13 protein-coding genes are annotated in these 18,039 nt (G+C 67.9%); 7 read left to right on the forward strand and 6 right to left on the reverse strand.

From position 1 onward, the window contains the following. Positions 1 to 28: 28 nt before the first annotated feature. From ABNQ39_RS35425 to ABNQ39_RS35435, 3 genes are all read right to left on the reverse strand, one after another. Entirely contained in the window at positions 29 to 457 is a 429-nt protein-coding gene (locus tag ABNQ39_RS35425; protein ID WP_376967513.1) for a hypothetical protein, read from the reverse strand. 1,068 nt (positions 458 to 1,525) lie between these two features. Continuing rightward, positions 1,526 to 2,203 carry a ParA family protein gene (locus tag ABNQ39_RS35430; RefSeq protein WP_109046996.1) on the reverse strand — a complete coding sequence of 226 codons (678 nt, stop codon included), beginning with the start codon at positions 2,201 to 2,203 and terminating at the stop codon, positions 1,526 to 1,528. A gap of 199 nt (positions 2,204 to 2,402) precedes the next feature. Beyond that, positions 2,403 to 3,794 (reverse strand): tetratricopeptide repeat protein, encoded by a 1,392-nt coding sequence (locus ABNQ39_RS35435; protein WP_376967515.1) that lies wholly within the window; start codon positions 3,792 to 3,794, stop codon positions 2,403 to 2,405. A gap of 423 nt (positions 3,795 to 4,217) precedes the next feature. Between ABNQ39_RS35435 and ABNQ39_RS35440 the strand changes: the two genes are divergently transcribed. Next, positions 4,218 to 5,024, forward strand: coding sequence for an FkbM family methyltransferase (locus tag ABNQ39_RS35440; RefSeq protein WP_376967517.1), 807 nt, complete (start codon positions 4,218 to 4,220; stop codon positions 5,022 to 5,024). 7 nt (positions 5,025 to 5,031) lie between these two features. On the opposite strand, the gene ABNQ39_RS35445 is transcribed toward ABNQ39_RS35440, so the two are convergent. Further along, positions 5,032 to 6,645: a tetratricopeptide repeat protein gene (locus ABNQ39_RS35445; RefSeq protein ID WP_376967519.1), complete on the reverse strand. Its 1,614-nt coding sequence runs from the start codon at positions 6,643 to 6,645 to the stop codon at positions 5,032 to 5,034. 227 nt (positions 6,646 to 6,872) lie between these two features. Here ABNQ39_RS35445 and ABNQ39_RS35450 point away from each other — a divergent pair, with 227 nt between their 5' ends. From ABNQ39_RS35450 to ABNQ39_RS35475, 6 genes are all read left to right on the forward strand, one after another. Next, a complete protein-coding gene (locus ABNQ39_RS35450) occupies positions 6,873 to 8,057 on the forward strand; it encodes a glycosyltransferase family 4 protein (RefSeq protein ID WP_376967521.1) in 1,185 nt (394 codons plus the stop codon). Positions 8,058 to 8,297: 240 nt separating this feature from the next. After that, entirely contained in the window at positions 8,298 to 9,215 is a 918-nt protein-coding gene (locus ABNQ39_RS35455; protein ID WP_376967523.1) for a class I SAM-dependent methyltransferase, read from the forward strand. Then, positions 9,212 to 9,982: a class I SAM-dependent methyltransferase gene (locus ABNQ39_RS35460; RefSeq protein ID WP_376967525.1), complete on the forward strand. Its 771-nt coding sequence runs from the start codon at positions 9,212 to 9,214 to the stop codon at positions 9,980 to 9,982. Before ABNQ39_RS35455 ends, ABNQ39_RS35460 begins: the two co-directional genes overlap by 4 nt. A 79-nt stretch (positions 9,983 to 10,061) precedes the next feature. Next, complete coding sequence (locus ABNQ39_RS35465; protein WP_376967527.1) at positions 10,062 to 11,012, forward strand: lysylphosphatidylglycerol synthase transmembrane domain-containing protein; 951 nt, start codon at positions 10,062 to 10,064, stop codon at positions 11,010 to 11,012. A 277-nt stretch (positions 11,013 to 11,289) separates the two neighbouring features. Beyond that, a complete protein-coding gene (locus tag ABNQ39_RS35470) occupies positions 11,290 to 12,810 on the forward strand; it encodes a DUF6492 family protein (RefSeq protein WP_376967529.1) in 1,521 nt (506 codons plus the stop codon). Positions 12,811 to 13,002: 192 nt separating this feature from the next. Beyond that, a complete protein-coding gene (locus ABNQ39_RS35475) occupies positions 13,003 to 14,025 on the forward strand; it encodes a glycosyltransferase family 2 protein (RefSeq protein WP_098734517.1) in 1,023 nt (340 codons plus the stop codon). A 65-nt stretch (positions 14,026 to 14,090) separates the two neighbouring features. Here the strand turns inward: ABNQ39_RS35475 and ABNQ39_RS35480 are convergent, their stop codons facing one another. Together ABNQ39_RS35480 and asnB are read right to left on the reverse strand one after the other, a co-directional pair. Further along, the gene (locus tag ABNQ39_RS35480) at positions 14,091 to 15,971 is read right to left on the reverse strand and encodes a hypothetical protein (RefSeq protein ID WP_376967532.1); all 1,881 of its coding nucleotides are present in this window, start codon (positions 15,969 to 15,971) and stop codon (positions 14,091 to 14,093) included. 50 nt (positions 15,972 to 16,021) lie between these two features. Continuing rightward, positions 16,022 to 17,953 (reverse strand): asparagine synthase (glutamine-hydrolyzing), encoded by a 1,932-nt coding sequence (asnB, locus tag ABNQ39_RS35485; protein ID WP_376967534.1) that lies wholly within the window; start codon positions 17,951 to 17,953, stop codon positions 16,022 to 16,024. Between the last annotated feature and the right edge of the window lie 86 nt (positions 17,954 to 18,039).

Genomic DNA, 18,039 nt, shown 5'->3' on the forward strand with positions numbered 1-18,039 from the left:
CTTGCGTGCGTCCTGGGGTGCGGGAGGCTCAGCGCCGCCGCAAATCCTGGAGGTCGATGTCGTCGATCCGGAAACCGGCCTGCCGCAAGGCTTTCAGGACGATCACCTTCTGGGCGGTGCCTTCGCGTGCGGCGGCCTGCCGCAGTTCCTCCACCAGATAGTCCGGCAGCATCGCCTGCCACGGCCGGGTCGGGGCCGGACGGATGATCGCTGGTGCCGGTGCCGGAACGGGCTGGGGCTGTGGAGCGCGATGGGAAACGACCGTCTGGTGGGCGGCGGCCTGCGGCGGGGCGGGCGGCTCCGTCTCGGTCGGCAGGAACCCTTTGCTCAATCCATACTGACGGATCGGGTCAATGTCGTCCGTGCCCAGCCCACCGATCCCGATCCCGCCCAGTGGAGGGCGGGCCGGCTTCGGGATGGGCTTCACGGACGGCTTGGCAGGGCTGTCGGTCGACATGGACACTCCGGTCAGGGCGGCACCGGCTTTGGGGGGATGGCCGGCTGAATAAGCCATGAAGCAATATCATGACTTGGTGTCCTGTCTTCGCGACATATGAAGGCTTTGGGCTGTGCCATGGCCGAAAGCCGGCCGGCGTGGCGCAGGAAACACAGGGGGTGGAGGGGACGCGCCGCCATATAAAAAATCATGAAATCGAGACATGAAAACATATGTGGAAATGAGGCTGGTGGTGAGCGGCAGCGAAGCAAGCAATCCACCGCATGGGACGGCGGAAACCGGGGCATTGTTCACCCTATCCACGCAGAGCACTGCCATGAGCGATGTCGCGACTGATGGGCATGTCCCACCGGACCAATGCCTCTTGTATGAAAAGATATCATGAAGAGCTGCCATGAAAGCAGGGCATGAAATACTGCGTGTGGTTGCTTCTGCTTTCGGCTTTTGGGCATCCCGGTTGACTGGCAGGATCGCCGCGGTCCCGGAAGGAGGGGCTCCACGGCATTTGTCGGCAGCCTGTCGGAAAAGCGCGTCCCGTCCAAATTTCTATGAAGCCTGTGCTTCCGCCTGAGAGGGAGGGCTTTTCGGCCCGGGCTTGGCATCAGAGTGTTCCGCATGGCCCCCGGCCAATGGGCGGAATGGAAGCCGCGCCATTTCGGCGAGAGCAGGATGTTATGATGTCATGATGTCATTAAATTATAGGCGACGGATGCTCCATCGTCCTTATGGTCTCTCACGGAGTCATGATCATAAATCATGATATGATTTTGCGGAGCCTATCTGCCACCCCTGCCCGGCTCCCTCGATCAAGCCGAAGGCTGTTCCAGCCATCGACTGGCGATTGTGACGCCGCTGTCCCCCATGTGCTGATCGCTGGTGGATCGTTCCATCAGCCCATCGGCTTTTTCCGCCGATCCCAGTCAACCAGGCCCAGTTGGCCGAGCCCGGAACTGCCCAGGAGCAATGGCATGAGGTATCGATTTCATTTCATGAAATCATAAGTAAATACCATTAGCTCTCTTCATGTCCCAAGTTCCGCGGCATCCTGCCCGGGGCTGTGGCCCGCCTTCACCCCCGCGGGATCAGCGGGTTGGCCGGAGAGCTTTCCAGAAAGGCGACGAATTCGTCGGTCAGGGCGCGGACGTTCAGGTCGGCGTTGCTGTCGGGATTGACCTCGCCCGGCCCGTGGCCGGTGTAGGTCATCTCCTTCAAAAGCGAGCGCTCGATCAGTTCGGTGCGGAAGGCCGGAACGCCATGTTCATCCAGCAGGCCGCGGGCATGGCGGTCGACGCGGGATTCGATGGCAGCCTGGGTGCGGACGATCACCACGCTGGAGGCCGGCGTGTGCTTCAGCACGCCCACGGAGTCCGCCACCACCTTGAAGGTGCGCACAGTCTCCTTCACGTCCATGAAGGATTGCTGGGTCGGGATCAGCACCCCGTCGCTGACCGAGAAGGCGTAGAGCATGGTCAGGTTGCCGAATCCGGCCAAGTCGATCAGCGTGTAGTCGAAGCTCGGCGCATTCTCCTGCACCGTCTGGCGAACGTTCGATTCCGTGATCTCGTCCAGCACCCGCACGCCGGCATCGTTGCGCCGCCGCGCCCATTCGGCCAGATGCCGGTTGGGGTCGCAGTCGAGCAGAAGCACGCTCGCCTCGCGCCGGCGCAGTTCGGAGGTGAGCGCCATGACCAGACTGGTCTTGCCGACGCCGCCCTTGGTGGAGGCGAAACTGATGATCCGAGCCATGCGGTGGTTCCCGGTAGCAGGGGATGGAGAGCGGGCTGACCCGAGCGGGAGCTTCGCGGATTTACACGCAAGAACAGGAAAGATGGAAGTGGTTTCACGTCATGAAGAAGAAGCATGAAATCATGATTCATAAAATCATGACTTTATGTTCTGTGCACCTGCTGCCATGTCCTATCGGTGGGCGTGGTGGCGGGCGGCCTCACCCCTGTGTCACGTCGGCGGTGGTGCCGGCCCGGCGTTTCAGCCGGTGCACCGCATGCTGGCCGCCGCCGGTGGCGCGGACCGAATAGAAATAGGCGCTGTCGTCGGTCCAATAGCGGCCTTCGCCATCGACCATCACCGTGCTGCTGTGGATGTCGACCGGATAGATTGTCAGGCGCGGTGCCGCCTGCCCGGCGAAGCCCGCCAGATGGACGGCGGCAAGTGCCGCCTGGTCGAGGAACCAGACCGGCAGGCCGCGGTCGAGGAAGTGACGGATGTAGCGCCGGGTCAGGTCGAGGAAGCGCCACGCCTCCATGCTCGGCCGGATGTGCAGCACGTCGGCGTAGAGCAGGCTCCAGATGTCCAGCCGCTTCAGCGCATGGCTCATCACGCCCAGGTCCGAGTGGGCGGAAGTCGCCAGCAGCGGGTTCAGGTCGCGGATGGCCAGCAGGTCGACGTCCAGCATCAGCACCGGCCGCCGCCAGTGGGCCAGCAGATCGGGCAGCACCAGGAAGCGGCTGCAGGCGTAATAGGTCTTGGCGTTGTCGCCCAGCGGCGTCAGGTCGATGGTCTCGCGCAGGACGATGAAGCGGCCGGCGCCATGGGTGGCGGCCAGGGACGCCACTGTCGCCTCGGCTTCGGCATCGGGATTGATCAGGTGCAGGGCGATGGCGCAGTCCAGGCCGCTGTCCTCGACGATGGAGCGCACCAGGGTCGGCAGGAACTTGCGTGCATAGACCGCGTCGCAGGACGCGTAGACCACCAGCGGCCGGTCGGCGCTTCCCGCCCCTTCGGCGAGCGTGGCGCGGATGCCGGCGGGCGCCGGTCCCTCGCGCAGGGATGCCAGGAAGGCGGGGGCGGTGCGGGTGACGGCATCGCGTCCGCCATGGCGCTCCGCCGCCTGGAGGAACAGGGCGTCGGCCTCCTCCAGCCGGTGCTGCTCGGCGCACAGGCAGGCCAGCCGGCTCAGCGTGACGGGCATCTCCGGAAACAGCTCCAGCGCCCGGCGATAGGTCCGCTCGGCGCGCAGCGCCTGCCCGTCGCGGCGCAGCGCATTGCCCAGCGCCACCAGTCCGACGCAGTCCCGGCGGCCCTGGAACCGGGCGACGTCGCCGGCCTCGCCCAGATGGGTCAGCAGTTGCCACAGGTTGGAGCGGCGGGTCGGATCGGCGGGCGTCATCCTCCAGGCGGAAAGCGCATGATCGGCCGCCGCCGCCATGTCCTGCCCCACCAGCAGCCGGGCGAGCATGTCATGCGCGGCCAGGGCGTGCCGGCCGCTGGAGCCCTGCCCAAGCAGCCGGCGGCAGAGCGCCCCGGCGTTTTCGCGATCTCCCGTCCGTTCGGCGTCGAGTGCGGCCTGAAGGGTGGCGTCGGGGGTGGAAAGGGGCATGGCGCGGACCGGTGGGCAGAGGGAGGCCGCCGCTTCATCCCATGGCATCCCCACCCCTGGCAAGCCCACCGCCCGCTGCCCTCCACCCGTTGTTCCGAGTCGCGCCCGGCGGTTCCGCGGATCGCGGCTTTCAGGCGGGGGCGGTCCCCGTAAAAACCGCATGGACCCCGCCTTGCGGGAAATACAGGGCCGGCGACGCGGAAACCTGACCCTTTCGCAAGAACGCGCTTGAACTAATGGGTAGATATCATCAACTGTTGCTACGGACCCGGGAAAGGGTTCCAGCCAAAACTGTGCCGCGCCAGTCCGTCTGGCGCGGCACTTTTATAATCAGCCATCCATGCGCCGCCGTGCGCGAATCCTTCCGTCATGATCGCGGAAAACGGATTGCCCGCGGTCGCCGGCAGGGGAGCCGAAGTCGCCGTGAGCATCGCCGACGGCCTGAAGATCGCCTTTGACGTCCATCTCTCCGGCGACCTGGAACGGGCGGAGGAGTTCTACCGCGCCATCCTGCGCGCCAGCCCGGGCAATCCGATGGCGGCGACGCTGCTGGGGCTGATCCGTTCCCAGCGGACGATGGTCCGCCAAAGCAAGCACAAGGCGCTGTCGCTTCTGCGCGGCCGGGGCTTCCAGCCCGCCACCGTGATCGATGTCGGCGCCCAGACCGGGACTCCGCCGCTCTACGAGGTCTTTCCCGACGCCCATCATGTGCTGATCGAGCCGGTGGCGGAGAACGAACCGGCGCTGCAGGCTCTGTGCGGACAGCTGCGCAGTGCCGAGTACCACATCGCCGCCGTCGCCCGCCGGGACGGCACGGTGCCGCTGGCCGTGTCCGAGGACCGGCTCTATTCCTCCATCGTGGCGGAGGCCGTGGCTGGGGCGGCGCCGGGCAGTCTGCCCGACCGGCGCACGGTGCCCGCCGTCTCGCTCGACAGTCTGTGCGCCAGGTGCGGCCATGCCGGGCCGATGCTGGTGAAGATCGACGTCGACGGGCTCGAGCTGGAGGTGCTGGCCGGCGCCGCCACCCTGATGCGGCCGGATGCCGTCTTCGCGATCGAGGCGACGGTTGCCGGTGGCGATGCCCGCCTGCTTCCCATCGTCGATGTCATGGCGGCCAATGGGTTTCAGGTCTGGGACATCGTCGATCCGCTCTACCGGTCCGGGGACGAGCGGATGTGGCAGGTCGATCTGGTGATGGTCCACCGCGACGGCCCTTACGCCGCCCTTTGACCCTTCCTTATCCGGACGCGCGTTCGCGCAGGGCGCGTTCGAGCCGGTTGAGTGCGTCGTCCCACGATCCCGGCTTGTCCTGCCGGAAGAGTTGCATGGTCGGATACCAGGGGCTGTCCTCGCGGTCGAGCATCCAGCGCCAGTCCGGGGCGAAGGGGAGGAGGACCCAGACGGGGACGCCGAGGGCACCGGCGAGATGGGCGACGGAGGTGTCGACGCAGACGACGAGGTCGAGGCCGGTCATGATGGCGGCGGTGTCGGCGAAGTCCCTGATGTCGGGCGAGAGGTTGAGCAGCGGGAAGCCGCCGGGCGGGTTTGCGGCCTGCCCCTCGGTCGGTCCCTTCTGGATGGAGACGAGGCTGACGCCGGGGATGGCGGCCAGCCGGGCGAAGGGGGCGAGGCCGACGGATCGGTTGCGGTCGTTGCCGTGGGTGGGCGATCCGGCCCAGACGATGCCGACCTTCAGCCCGCCCCCGTCCTTTGCCGCTTCCGTCAGCCGCCCGCCCCAGCGCGCCACCAGGTCGGGTTCCGCCGACAGGTAGGGAACGCGGGACGGCACGCTTTCCAGCCGGGTGCCGAACAGCGCCGGCAGGCTCAGCACCGGGATCTGAACGTCGAAGTCGGGCAGCGGCTTGCCGGTCTCCACGGCAATGGTGCCGGGCAGGCCGCGCAGCACCGGCAGCAGCGCCCCCTGGCATTCAAGATAGATCGGCTGTCCGTCGCCGCCGGCCACCCCTCCGGTTGCCCCCTTGCTTGTCCCTTTGATTGACTGGGCCAGCAGCGGCAGATAGCGGACGAATTGCAGCACGTCGCCGAACCCCTGCTCCCAATAGACCAGTAGCCGCCGTCCGCGCAGTGGCGAGCCGTCCCAGCGCGGCTGGATAAAGCTGCGCTGCGGCGAGGGCAGGCGGCCGTGCTTCCAGCGCCATTCATATCCCCGCCAGCCCCGGGCGAAGTCGCCCAGCAGCAGCCTGACCAGGGACTCGTTCCAATGGGCGCCGGCAAAATTCGGATCCAGCCGGGTCGCACGCCGGAAGGCCGGCAGCGCTTCCCAGAACCGCCCCCTGTCCTTCACCGTCGATCCCAGGTTGCTGTAGGCCCCGGCATGCTGCGGGTTCAGCACGATGGCGCGGCGGAAGCGTGTCGCCGCCTCCTCCAGCTGGTTGTCCATGCGCAACAGGGCGCCGTGGTTGTTGGCGATCTCCGCATCGCCGGGCGCCAGGGCCGCCGCGCGGGCGAAGATTTCGCGGGCCTCGTCCGTCCGCTTCAGCCGCTCCAGCTGGATGCCCAGTTCGTTGAGGAGAGCCGGCTGGTCGGGTTTCAGCCGGAGTGCGGCGTGGTAGGCCCGCACCCCCTCCTCCGGCCGGCCGAGCCGGACCATCAGCCCCCCCAGGTTGGTCCAGCCGTTCAACGAGTTCGGCGTCAGGCTCAGGGCGCGGCGGAACAGCGCCGCTGCTTCGCCGTCGCGGCCGGCGTCGGCATGCAGCAGCCCCAGATTGTTGATGGCCGGGGCGAACTGGGGATCGGCGGCAACGATCTCGCCATACAGCCGGGTGGCCTCTTCGGCCCGGCCATTCTGCTGGAACCCGAGCGCCGTGGTGAAGGCTTGCTGGATGTTCATGGAAGACCGCATCGCCCCGGTTGAGGAACCGGTTCCGGAGAAGCATCGGGAACCGGCCGGATCAGTAGCAGAGATGGCCTGTGCTGCAAAGGACGGGAGCCGGCCGGAAGACAGCCGAGAGAGGGCCGGGAAAGGTCTGGGAGACGGTGAAGCGGGTTGACCGCTTGCATCGCCGCCCGTCACCGCCCATCAATGGCGCTCGTCGAACGGGGAGTGTGGCGGGCGGCATGGCGCGGCTTCTGCTGATCAATTACGAGTTTCCGCCGCTGGGCGGCGGGGCGGCGAATGCCACCGACAACACCGCGCGCGAACTGGCAGCCTTGGGCGAGGAGGTGCTGGTGCTGACCTCCGCCTTCGGCGATCTGCCGCGGGTGGAACGCCGGGCCGACGGTGTCGAGATCCGCCGCATCCCCACCCTGCGCCGCCGCCGCGACCGCAGTTCGGTGGTGGAGATGCTGGCCTTCCTCGCCAGCTCCCTGGCGATGGCGCCCTGGATCGCCGCCCGCTGGCGCCCGGACGCCACCATCGCCTATTTCGGCCTGCCCTGCGGTCCTGCGGCCTGGATGGTGAAGGCGCTGTCGGGCGTGCCCTATGTGGTCAGCCTGCGCGGCGGCGACGTGCCGGGCTTCCAGTATGACGGCATCTCGCTCTACCACCGGCTGGCCGGCCCGGTGATCGGCTGGCTGTGGCGCCGCTCCTCCGCCGTCGTCGCCAACAGCGAGGGGCTGGCCGACCTCGCCCGCCGCTTCGCTCCGGACCAGCCCGTCGCCATCATCCCCAACGGCGTCGACGCCGTCCGCTTCTCGCCCACCGGCGCGCGGGGCGACGACGACCGCCTGTCGCTGCTGTTCGTCGGCCGCGTGGTGCGGCAGAAGGGGCTGGACGTGCTGTTCGATGCGCTCGCCGGCCTTCCCCCTGAAACGCGCAACCGCGTCGCCCTGACCATCGTCGGCGACGGCCCCGCCCGGCCGGAGCTGGAGGCGCAGGCCGCCCGGCTCGGACTGTCGGAGCGCATCGCGTTCCGCGGCTGGCTCGGCCGCGACGAGCTGCCCGCCGCCTACCGCGCCGCCGACGCCTTCGTCTTCCCCTCGCGCGACGAGGGCATGCCCAACGTGGTTCTGGAGGCGATGGCCGCCGGCCTGCCCGTGGTGGCGACCCGCATCGCCGGCAACCGCGATCTGGTGGTGGAGGAGGAGACCGGCCTGATGCTGGATGCCGACGACACCCCGGCACTCGCCGCAGCACTCGCCCGTCTGGCCGGTGACCCGGCCTTGCGCCGCCGGCTGGGCGAGGGAGGGCGTCGCCGGGTGGTCGATCATTTCTCCTGGCGCGCCGTCGCCGCCGCCTACCGCGACCTGTCGCTCGCCGGGAGCAAAGCGGCGGAGCGGGGCCGGTCGGCCCAAGTGGATTGAGAGGCGGAGTGAGGCGTTCGGCCGCTTCTGCGAAGTACGGGAGTGTTTGGCAACATCTCCACGGATTTCACGGATTAAAACACGGATTTCACGGATTTTTTTGATCTTGGCGATGCGCCTGCCTTTTCCGGAGCGGCTGCTTCGCAATGCCATATCCGTGAAATCCGTGTCGAAATCCGTGAAATCCGTGTTCATCTTGCCCGCCGGTCTCCGCCCTTCCAAGGATACACGCTGCTTGACGTGCTGTTGACATCCGGCGGCTTTCGGGAGCGTATGGCGGCGCGGCAGAGCGGATCGGACAGCAGGGGATCGGACAGCGTGGCGGAACCGGTGAAGACGGCGGAGGGCGGGGGCGGCACCCCGGCCGGGACATCCGCCCTGGCCTTCGATTTCGGCGAGAACTGGGACCATTACTCGCGCACCGTGCTGGACGAGCCGCGGCTGGTGGCGGCCATCGACAGCCTGAAGGGGCTGGTCGGGACCGACCGGCTGAAGGGCGCGAGCTTCTGCGACGTCGGCTCCGGCTCCGGCCTGTTCACCATCGCCGCCGGCAAGCTGGGCGTTTCCCGCGCGCTGGGCTTCGACGTCAACCCCACCGGGGTCGAGGTCGCCCGCCGCAACCTGGGCCGTTTCGCGCCCGAACTGGCCGACCGCATCGAGTTCCGCCGCGGCTCGGCGCTGGACAGCGGCTTCGCCGGCTCGCTCGGCCGTTTCGACGTGGTCTATGCCTGGGGCTCGCTGCACCACACCGGATCCATGTGGCCGGCCATCGAGACGGTGGCCCCGCTGGTGGCGCCGGGCGGCACCTTCGTGCTGGCGCTCTACAACCGCCACTGGACCTCGCCGATCTGGACCCTGATCAAGATCGTCTACAACCTGTCGCCGGGCTTTCTTCGGAAAGTCTGGGACTGGACGCTGGGATCGCTGATGTTCCTGGCGACCTGGGCGATCACCGGCTCCAACCCGCTGCGCAAGGAGCGCGGCATGGAGTTCTGGGTGGACGTGACCGACTGGCTCGGCGGCTACCCCTACGAATATGCCAGTGCCGACGAGGTGCGGGCGCGGATGGACGCGCTCGGCTTCGACATGCTGGAGGTCCGTCCACCGCGCGTGCCGACGGGCTGCAACGAATTCATCCTGCGCCGGAGGCCCGCATGAGCGACGACGCATTCAAGTCCGCCAACACTCCTCTCGCTGCCGCCGCGGCCGATCACCCGGGGGGCGTCGATTACGACGACAGCTGGGAGCGCCGCTGGAACGACATGCGCAAATACGGCCCGACCGGCCGGCATCTGCGCCGCATCGTCACCGAGATGGTGCGCCCGCTGAACTACGACAGCTTGGCTGATGTCGGCTGCGGCCAGGGCTCGCTGCTCGCCACGCTGATGCCACTGAAGCCGCAGGCCAGCTACACCGGCCTCGACTTCGCCGCCAAGGCCATCGACGTCGCCCGCCGCCGGGCGCCCAATGCCGAGTTCGGCCTGCTCGACGTCGCCGCCGGCCATCTCGACCGCCGCTTCGACCTGGTGGTCTGCACCGACGTTGTCGAGCATATCGAGGACGATGTCGCGGCACTCCGCAACCTCGCCGCCATGACCGGCCGCTACCTGCTGGTCTCGACCCTGCAGGGCCGGATGCGCGATTTCGAACGCACGGTCGGCCATCACCGCAACTATGCCCGCGGCGAGCTGCAGGCCAAGATCAAGTCGGTCGGGCTGGAGGTCGAGCGGGTGGTGGAGTGGGGCTTCCCCTTCTTCTCGCCGCTCTACCGCAACGTGCTGGGGGCCGCCAGCGGCCAAGGCACCGAGGGCGATTACGGCCCCGGCCGCCGTTTCCTCGCCGAGGCGCTGTACCACATCTTCCGCCTGAACTCCTGGTCGCATGGCGACTACATCTACGTGCTGGCCCGCCGGCCGGGATCGTGAGGATTCCCCCCTCTCCTGCCCCGGGAGAGGGAACAACCTCATCGCGTCACTTCATGACTTCATGAAAAGGCATCCTTAAATGGGTCCCCGCCTGAAAGCCCTGGTCAGCGCGCTGCTGGTCGCCCTGCTGCTGTGGCGGGTCGACGTGGCCGAGGTCGGGCGGGTGCTGGCACTGGCCTCGCCGGGGCTGATGGGGCTGGCGGGCCTGCTGTTCTTCCTGATGCATGTGCTGAATGCGCTGAAGCTGCGGGTGCTGCTGCCGGAGCTGCGGGCGGGGCGGCTGCTCGCCTACACGCTGGTGGCGCAGCTCTATGCGCTGGTCCTGCCGGGCCAGCTGGCGGGGGAGGCGGTGAAGGCCTACCGGCTCAGCCGCGACGAAAATCGGGGGGAAGCGGGCGGCGGCCACATCGTCTCGGCGGTTGCCTTCGACAAGGTGACAGGGATCGCCGGGCTGCTGCTGCTGACCGGTAGCGGTCTGGCGATGCAGTCGGCGCGCTTCGGCGATGGGCTGCTGGCCGCGGTCGGGCTGGTGTTCGCCGGGCTGGTCGCGGCGACGGGGCTGCTGGCCTGGGCGCCGGCCCGCGCCCTCCTGCTGGCTCTGCTCGGCTGGCGGGCCGGGCCGAAGCGCGAGGCCTGGCTGCTCGGGCCGCTGCGCAGCTTCCTGGAGGCATGGCGCGGCCAGACGCGCCGGCCGGGGCGGGCCCTTCTGTCGGTCGCCGGCGGCATCGCGGTGCAGCTGGCGGCGGTCGCCGGCAGCCAGGCCCTCGGTCTGGCGGTCGGCATCGACCAGCCCTTTTCGGTGTGGAGTGCGGTGATCGGGCTGATGTCGGTGATCGTGCTGATGCCGGTCACCGTCGCCGGCATCGGCCTGCGCGAGGCGTCGCTGGTCGGCCTGCTCGATCTGGTCGGCGTCCCGCATGCCCAGTCGTTGGCGCTGGGCTTCGGCATCCTCGCCTTCCAGGTGATGGTGGCGATGCTGGGCGCCGTCATCGACCTGACCGTCCTGCGCGAGCAGCGGGCATCGTCCTGACCCGAACGCCTCCGCTTTCCCCTGGTGCTTCGGACTTCCGATCGAACCGCCTGACCGATGCTGCCGGGCGTTGCGGGAGAAAGGGATTTTTGAGCGCAGGCTTTGCGCGATGGTTTTTTCAAAGGCCTTGCGCTACTGCTTTTGTAGAATAGTCAAACGTCACCTCTCTCCCGCCCGAAGGATTTGCGATGCGTTCGATGTATTCTGTATAGTTATTCATGAATTTCAGTGACCAGCAGATAAAATATTTCGCAAAACTTCTCATGTGGCTGGGGAAATGGCGAAGATTGTAAAAAATGTCGTCTGCGTTGTGACGCTCAAGGACATTCATGTCTGGATTCACGCATCGTATGCCATTCCTCGGCGCATCAAGGCCGAACGCTACGTTGTCGTCACCCCTGAAAACTATGTTCCGATCTTCAAGGCGGTGGGCAACCCCCGTTTCGAGGTGATTTCCGAGGCTGCCGCGGCTCCCGACATCGATCTGGACTATGTCGCCAGGCGGATGCCGGAGGGATGCCGGTCCCGGGCCGGCTGGTATTATCAGCAAATCGTGAAAATCAGCAGCCTCCTGCACCTGCCCTCCGCTCCGGACGATGTGCTGCTTATTTGGGACGCCGACACGATCCCGTTGGTCGATCTGAACTTCATCCAGGACGGCAATCTCGTCTATTTCAAGGGGAGCGAAAACCACCTCCCCTATTTCCAGACCATCCGGGCTCTGACCGGGCTGGAAAAGCGCGTGGATTTCAGCTTCATCGCCCAGTGCTTTCCCATCTTCCGGGAGTGGCTCGACGAGTTCGTCGCGTTCATCGAGAACAGGCACGGGAAGCGCTGGTACGACGCCATTCTGTCCGCGACCGACCTGTCCGAAGTTTCCGGCTTCAGCGAATACGAAACATTGGGGACCTTCCTCGCCAACACCCGGTCCGAACGCCTGTATGTCAACCATGCGGCTTGGGAGCGCGTCGGCAGCCGGATTTGCCCGGTCGAGCAGGTGCATACGGATGCCAAAGGAACGGGATACGCCTTCGTGTCCTATGAATCCTGGGCGACTGGCCGGCACCCTGCGGACAGGCGGCAATTGCCGATGCCGAAGGACGAGCGGGGTTTCCTCGACCTCTTCTTCGACAGGATGACCGGCTCCCGCGGCGTGGTCCAGATCGGCACCGGCGGCATGATGGATGGCCCGCTTCACCGCCATCTGTCGGACGAACGGCACAACGCCGTTTCCGCCGTGCTGATCGAGCCGCGGGACTATTGTTTCGAGACTCTGTCCAGGCTTCACGCCGTCCGGCCGAACACGCTGATGGTGAGGATAGCGGCGGGCACGAACGAGGGCAGGCGGAAATTCTATCACATCCTCCCGGACATCGCCGATGAGATGAATGGCGACGGGCCGCCGAACAATCGGGCGTACGGACAGGGCAGCTTCTTCCGCGAAAGCATCGAACTCCGGATCCGGGAAAGCCAATCCCAAAGCGAGGTCCATCGGTCGGACATCGGCCGTTATCTTGCCGCCATCCACGAAACCGTCGTCAATGTCATGCCGCTGCGGTCCCTTGCGTTGGGCGGGATCGACAACCTGCTGCTCGTCATCGACATGCAGGGGGCGGACCTCAGCGTCCTCCTGGGCGTGGATTGGCGCAAGCGTCCGAATTGGCTGATCTTCGAACAGGATATCGCAGTGGTCGGGTTGATCGAGGAGCTTCTCACCGCTCTTGGCTACGTCCACATCTGCGGCACCGGAAACCCTGTCTGGGGGCTGGCGGACGCGCCGGTCGAGTTCGTGAGGTGAGACGGAAAGCCCATCGGGCGGGCATCCCACTCCTCCCGGCGGCGGGCGTGGAATCGCCGCACGGCATCGCGCCCGATCGAGCGGCCATCCCCGTTCCTGCGCCCAATTAGCCGTTGCGCTTGCCGGACCCAGCGGCCATACCATGGCCCGGCATCGCCCCCACAGATGACCAGCAGCCTCCGGACCCGTTCGATGACCCTCCTGCTTGCCCCTGGATCCGCCACCACGGACACCGGCACGGTTTCCGTCTCGGTCCTGATCCCGGTCTATAACGAGGAGGACAACATCGCCCCTCTGTGCGGCCGGCTGATCCCGGCGCTCGACGGGCTGGGGCGCAGCTTCGAGGTCATCTTCGTCAATGACGGCTCCACCGACGGGACGGAGGCGGAGTTGCAGCGGGTGGCGTCCGACAGCCGCATCCGCGTCATCAATTTCCGCCGCAACGTCGGCCAAACCGCGGCGATGATGGCCGGCATCGACCATGCCCGCGGCGACGTCATCGTGCCGATGGACGGCGACCTCCAGAACGATCCGCAGGACATCGCCGGCCTGCTGGCCAAGTTGGACGAGGGATACGACGTGGTGTCGGGCTGGCGCGCCGACCGGCAGGACGGTTTCCTGCTGCGCACGCTGCCGAGCCGGATGGCCAACAAGCTGATCTCCACCATCTCCGGCGTGAAGCTGAACGACTATGGCTGCACGCTGAAGGCCTACCGGCGCCAGATGCTCCAGGGCTACCGGCTCTATGGCGAGATGCACCGCTTCGTGCCGATCTACGCCCGCTGGCAGGGCGCCAAGCTGACCGAGATGCCGGTGCGCCACCATCCGCGCCGCCACGGCCAGTCGAAATACGGGCTGGAGCGGGTTCTGAAGGTCGTGCTCGACCTCGTGGTCGTGAAGTTCCTGACCCAGTACGAGACCAAGCCGATCTACATCTTCGGCTTTGCCGGCCTGATGTTCATGGGGCTGTCGGTGCTGGCCGGCATCTATGCCATCTACCTGAAGCTGGTCGACGGCATCTCCTTCATCCTGACGCCGCTGCCGCTCTTGGTGACGATGGGGCTGGTCACCGGCGTGATGTGCATCCTGATGGGGCTGCTGGCCGAGCTGCTGGTCCGCATCTATTTCGAGAGCCAGGGCAAGAGCCACTATTCGATCAAGACCATGCTGAACTTCGACGAGCCGCCGCCGCCGGACCGCAGCCTCCGCGACTGATCGGCCCAATAAAGAAAAGGCCCCGTACCGTTCCCGGTGCGGGGCCTTTTGGCATCGGGGCATCGTCAGGGCGTCGCCGCCACCCCGCCGGGCGGCGTCAGTTCCTTCAGCCCGCCGTCGTGGCCCAGCACGAACAGCCGCACCCGCTGACCGGCCAAGTCCGGCGGAACGGGCAGGGCGAAGCCGCTGTCGGTCATCCGGCCGTCCTTAAGGACCGCCGCGACGTCGGGCCGCGCACCGCCGGTCGGGGCGGTCGCGACGATGCGGTCGCCCACCCCCAGCAGGACGAAGGCGGCAGGCGCCGGCACCGCCGCATCGACAGCCCAGCCGAGTGCCGCCAGCGAGCCGGAGGGAAGCTGCGTGAAGCGGTCGAGCGAGCCGAGCAAACCGGCATCGCGCGGCGCCGTTTCCAGCAGCAGCCGTGCCGACGTTTCATCCAGCCTGCCCGCTTGCAGCAGCGTCGCCAGCATCCCCCGCTCCGGCCGGCTCGCGGCGTCGGCCAGGATCGTCCGCACGAAGTCGGCCTTCAGATCGTAGGCGGCCTGGAGGAAGGGCGCGATGTTGCGCGGCGAGGTGGAGGGGCAGACCAGAGGCTGGCTCCAATCCATCCCGGCAGAGTCCGATCCGGCCGGCTTGCGGATGGCGTGCAGATATGTCGCGACGCAGCGCTCCGCCGCCGCGTCACGCTCCGCCACCATGCGGTTGAGGCCGGTAACGCTCCAGTGCCGCCAGAAGGCGTCCGTCCCGGCGCCATGGCCGACGGCGAGTGCTGCGGCCAGCACCAAGCCGGCAGCGGCTCCCACCCCCGTGCGGCGGCCGGCCAGCAATGTCCAGCCGGCGACCGCGGCGGGGAAGGCCAGCAGCACCGGATAGGCGTAGCGCGGAATGGTGCCGCAGCGCATGGCGTTGGCGATGCCCTCGCCGCACAGCCCGGCCCGGCCCAGCGCGGTGGTCATGGTGACGATCACCGCCCCGGCGATCAGCCCGGCGATGGCGAGGGCGGCGTTGCGGTTCTCCCGCCCGGCGCGGCCGATCAGCAGGCCCGCCGCCGGGATCAGGCAGAGCGCCAGGGCCGCCGCTCCCGCCGCCAGCGACAGCGGTGCCCCCACCGCTTCCACCGGCAGGCCGGCGGCGGTGGCGAAGGCGCCCAGCTGGAAGGCCCAGAAGCCGCTGTGCCAGGGCAGCACCAGCGGCTGGCCGGTGTGATTGGCGTAGGAGCCGTGGAAGGTCATCCACAGCATCGCCGCGGTCAGCAGCAGCCCGCCGCCGACCGCCACCAGCGTCCGGCCATCCCGTTCCCCGTCCCGGCGCAGGGCCAGCACCGCTCCGGCTCCCGCCGCACCCAGGGCATAGCTGGCGCCGAACACCCCGGTCGAGCCGAAGGCCAGCAGGAACAGCGTCGCCAGCACCAGCCGCCCGCGGGCCAGCGTGTGCAGGAACAGGAACAGGCAGGTGAAGAAGATCGGCTGGGCCAGCCCCATGTGCTGGTAATAGAAATACTCGTTGTTCAGCGTGCCGGTCAGGAACAGCCCGGCCGCCGCCACCGGCACCCCATCCCAGGCCGAGCGCACGCAGTCCCGCAGCAGCACCAGGGCGTAAGCGGCCAGCATGGCGGCGAAGGCCAGCCAGCCGACCAGCCGGAAGGCGAGGAAATCGACGCCGACGGCCTGCCACAGCCCGTGGGTCAGCAGCTTGAAGAAGGGCGCGACATGGTCGCTGTCCTTGGCGAAGATCGACTGGACGGTCAGCGGCTGCTGCACGCCCTGGGCGGTGCCGAAGAAATAGCCCCAGTCGTCCCAATAGGGCAGGCCGGTGCTGGCATGCATGTTCATGCCGAACTGATAGGCGACGATCAGCGCCCCCAGCCCCAGCAGCAGCCCGACCAGGATGCGGGCGAACGACGAACCGCGGCCGGCGGGAGCATCGGAGCGGGCAGCATCGTGCATGTCCGCTCCCCCGCGCGTCCGGGAGAGCGGACGATCCAGACTGTCTAAGCTCATGCGGCGTTTTCCATCGGGGTCGGTGCCGGGGTCCGGGTCGGGCGGTCCAGCGCGGTGGCGAGCGCGGTCCAGGCCCACAGCAGGCCGCGGTGGTCGGCCTGCCCGCTGCGGTGCTCGTCCCAGCGCGCCGCCAGCCACTTGCCGTCCACCCCGATGCGCGCCGCGGTCTCCAGCGGCGGCTGGGGCAGGTGGCGCAGCCAGCGGCTCAAGGGGATGCCGAAGCCCTTCTTGGGCCGCGACAGGATCGCCGGCGGCAGCAGCGGGGCCATCGCTTTCTTCAGGATCCATTTGCGGGTGCCGCCGCGAAGCCCATTCGGCTGGAGCTTCACACCGGCCGGCAGGCGGCTGACGAAGGCGACGAGGTCGCGGTCGAGGAAGGGCGAACGGGTTTCCAGCGAGCAGAACATACTGGCGCGGTCGGCCTTGATCAGCAGATTCTCGCCCAGATAGAAGCGGCCGTAGAACTCGATGGAGCGGTCGACGTCGTGCCGGCTGGCGCCCGAGCGCCACAGGGCGTCGGCCTCGTCATACAGCTCGTCGGCGGTCAGGTCGGTGCCGAACAGCCGCGAGACCTCCTCCACCGACGCCGGGCCCAGCCAGGCCGGCATCCAGTGCCCCGGCCGGTGGCCCAGCCCGCGCAGCGCCCGGCGCAGCTTGAAGTCGAAGCTCATGTTGCGGTCCGACCGCGGCAGCCGGTGGGCCACCGCCTCCGCCAGCCGGTGCAGCGGGCGGGGGACGGCATGGTGGTAGAGCCGCGCCGTCTTGAGCGCGTCGAAGGTGTCGTACCCCGCGAACAGCTCGTCGCCGCCGTCGCCGGTCAGCGCCACCGTCACCCGTTCGCGGGCGAAGCGCGACAGCAGGTGTGTCGGCAGGATGGAGGGATCGGCGATCGGGTCGTCGAGCCGGCCCAGCAGCTCCGGCAGCATCCCCGCCGCGGTGTCGAGGTTCAGAGTGCGGCAGGCATGGTCGGTGCCGTAATGGCGCGCGGCGTCGGCCGCATAGCCGCTCTCGTCGAAGCTCGGCTCGTCGAAGCCGATGGTGAAGGTCTTCATGGTAGCGGGGTCGCGGTGCCGGGCCGCGAGCGCGACGATGGCGGCGCTGTCGATGCCGCCGGACAGGAAGAAGCCGACCGGCACGTCGCTCAGCATGCGGCGTTCCACCGCGCGGTCCAGCAGCTCGCGCAGCTGCTCGGCCCACTGGTCGGGACCGCCCGGCGGCTGGTCGTCCACCACCATCCGGTATTCCCAGTAGCGGCTGACCGACAGCCGGCGGCTGGCCAGATCGTAGACCATGCTGCAGCCGCCCGGCAGCTTGCGCACGGCGGCATGGGCGGTCAGCGGCGCCGGGATGAAGCCGTAGGCGAAATATTTGACCAGGGCGGTGCGGTCGAGCGTGTCCGGCACCGACGGGTGGGACAGGACGGCGGTGGCCTCCGACGCGAAGACCAGCCCATCCGGCGTCTCGGCGTAGAACAGCGGTTTCTTGCCGAAGCGGTCGCGCCCCATCACCAGCCGGCCGCCACGGCGGTCGTAGAGGCAGAAGGCGAACATGCCGTTCAGCCGCTCCAGCATGTCCAGGCCCCATTCCCGGTAGCCGTGCAGCAGCACCTCGGTGTCGGAATGGTCGGTGACGAACCGGTGGCCGGCCTGCTCCAGCGCGCGGCGCAGCTCCGGCGCGTTGTAGATCTCGCCGTTGTAGACGATGACCAGATCGCCTTCCGCCGTCGCCATCGGCTGGTGGCCGCCCTCGATGTCGATGATGGCGAGACGGCGGAATCCCAGATGCACGGCCAGGGCGCCGCTGCGATCGACCCCGGTCTTGTCGGCATAGACGCCGTCGTCGTCGGGACCGCGGTGACGGATGATGCTGGTCATGACGGCGAGGTCGCGCTCGCCGCCGGGTCCGGCGAAGCCGGCGAAACCGCACATGGGGCTGCTCTCCCGAAGGGACTGCCGAAGGTGGCGACGAAGGCTAGGTTTAGCGCCTCGCCCGCCCCTGTGCCATGGTGAAATGC

The organism is Azospirillum sp. A26, from assembly GCF_042604635.1.
GTDB lineage: Bacteria > Pseudomonadota > Alphaproteobacteria > Azospirillales > Azospirillaceae > Azospirillum > Azospirillum palustre.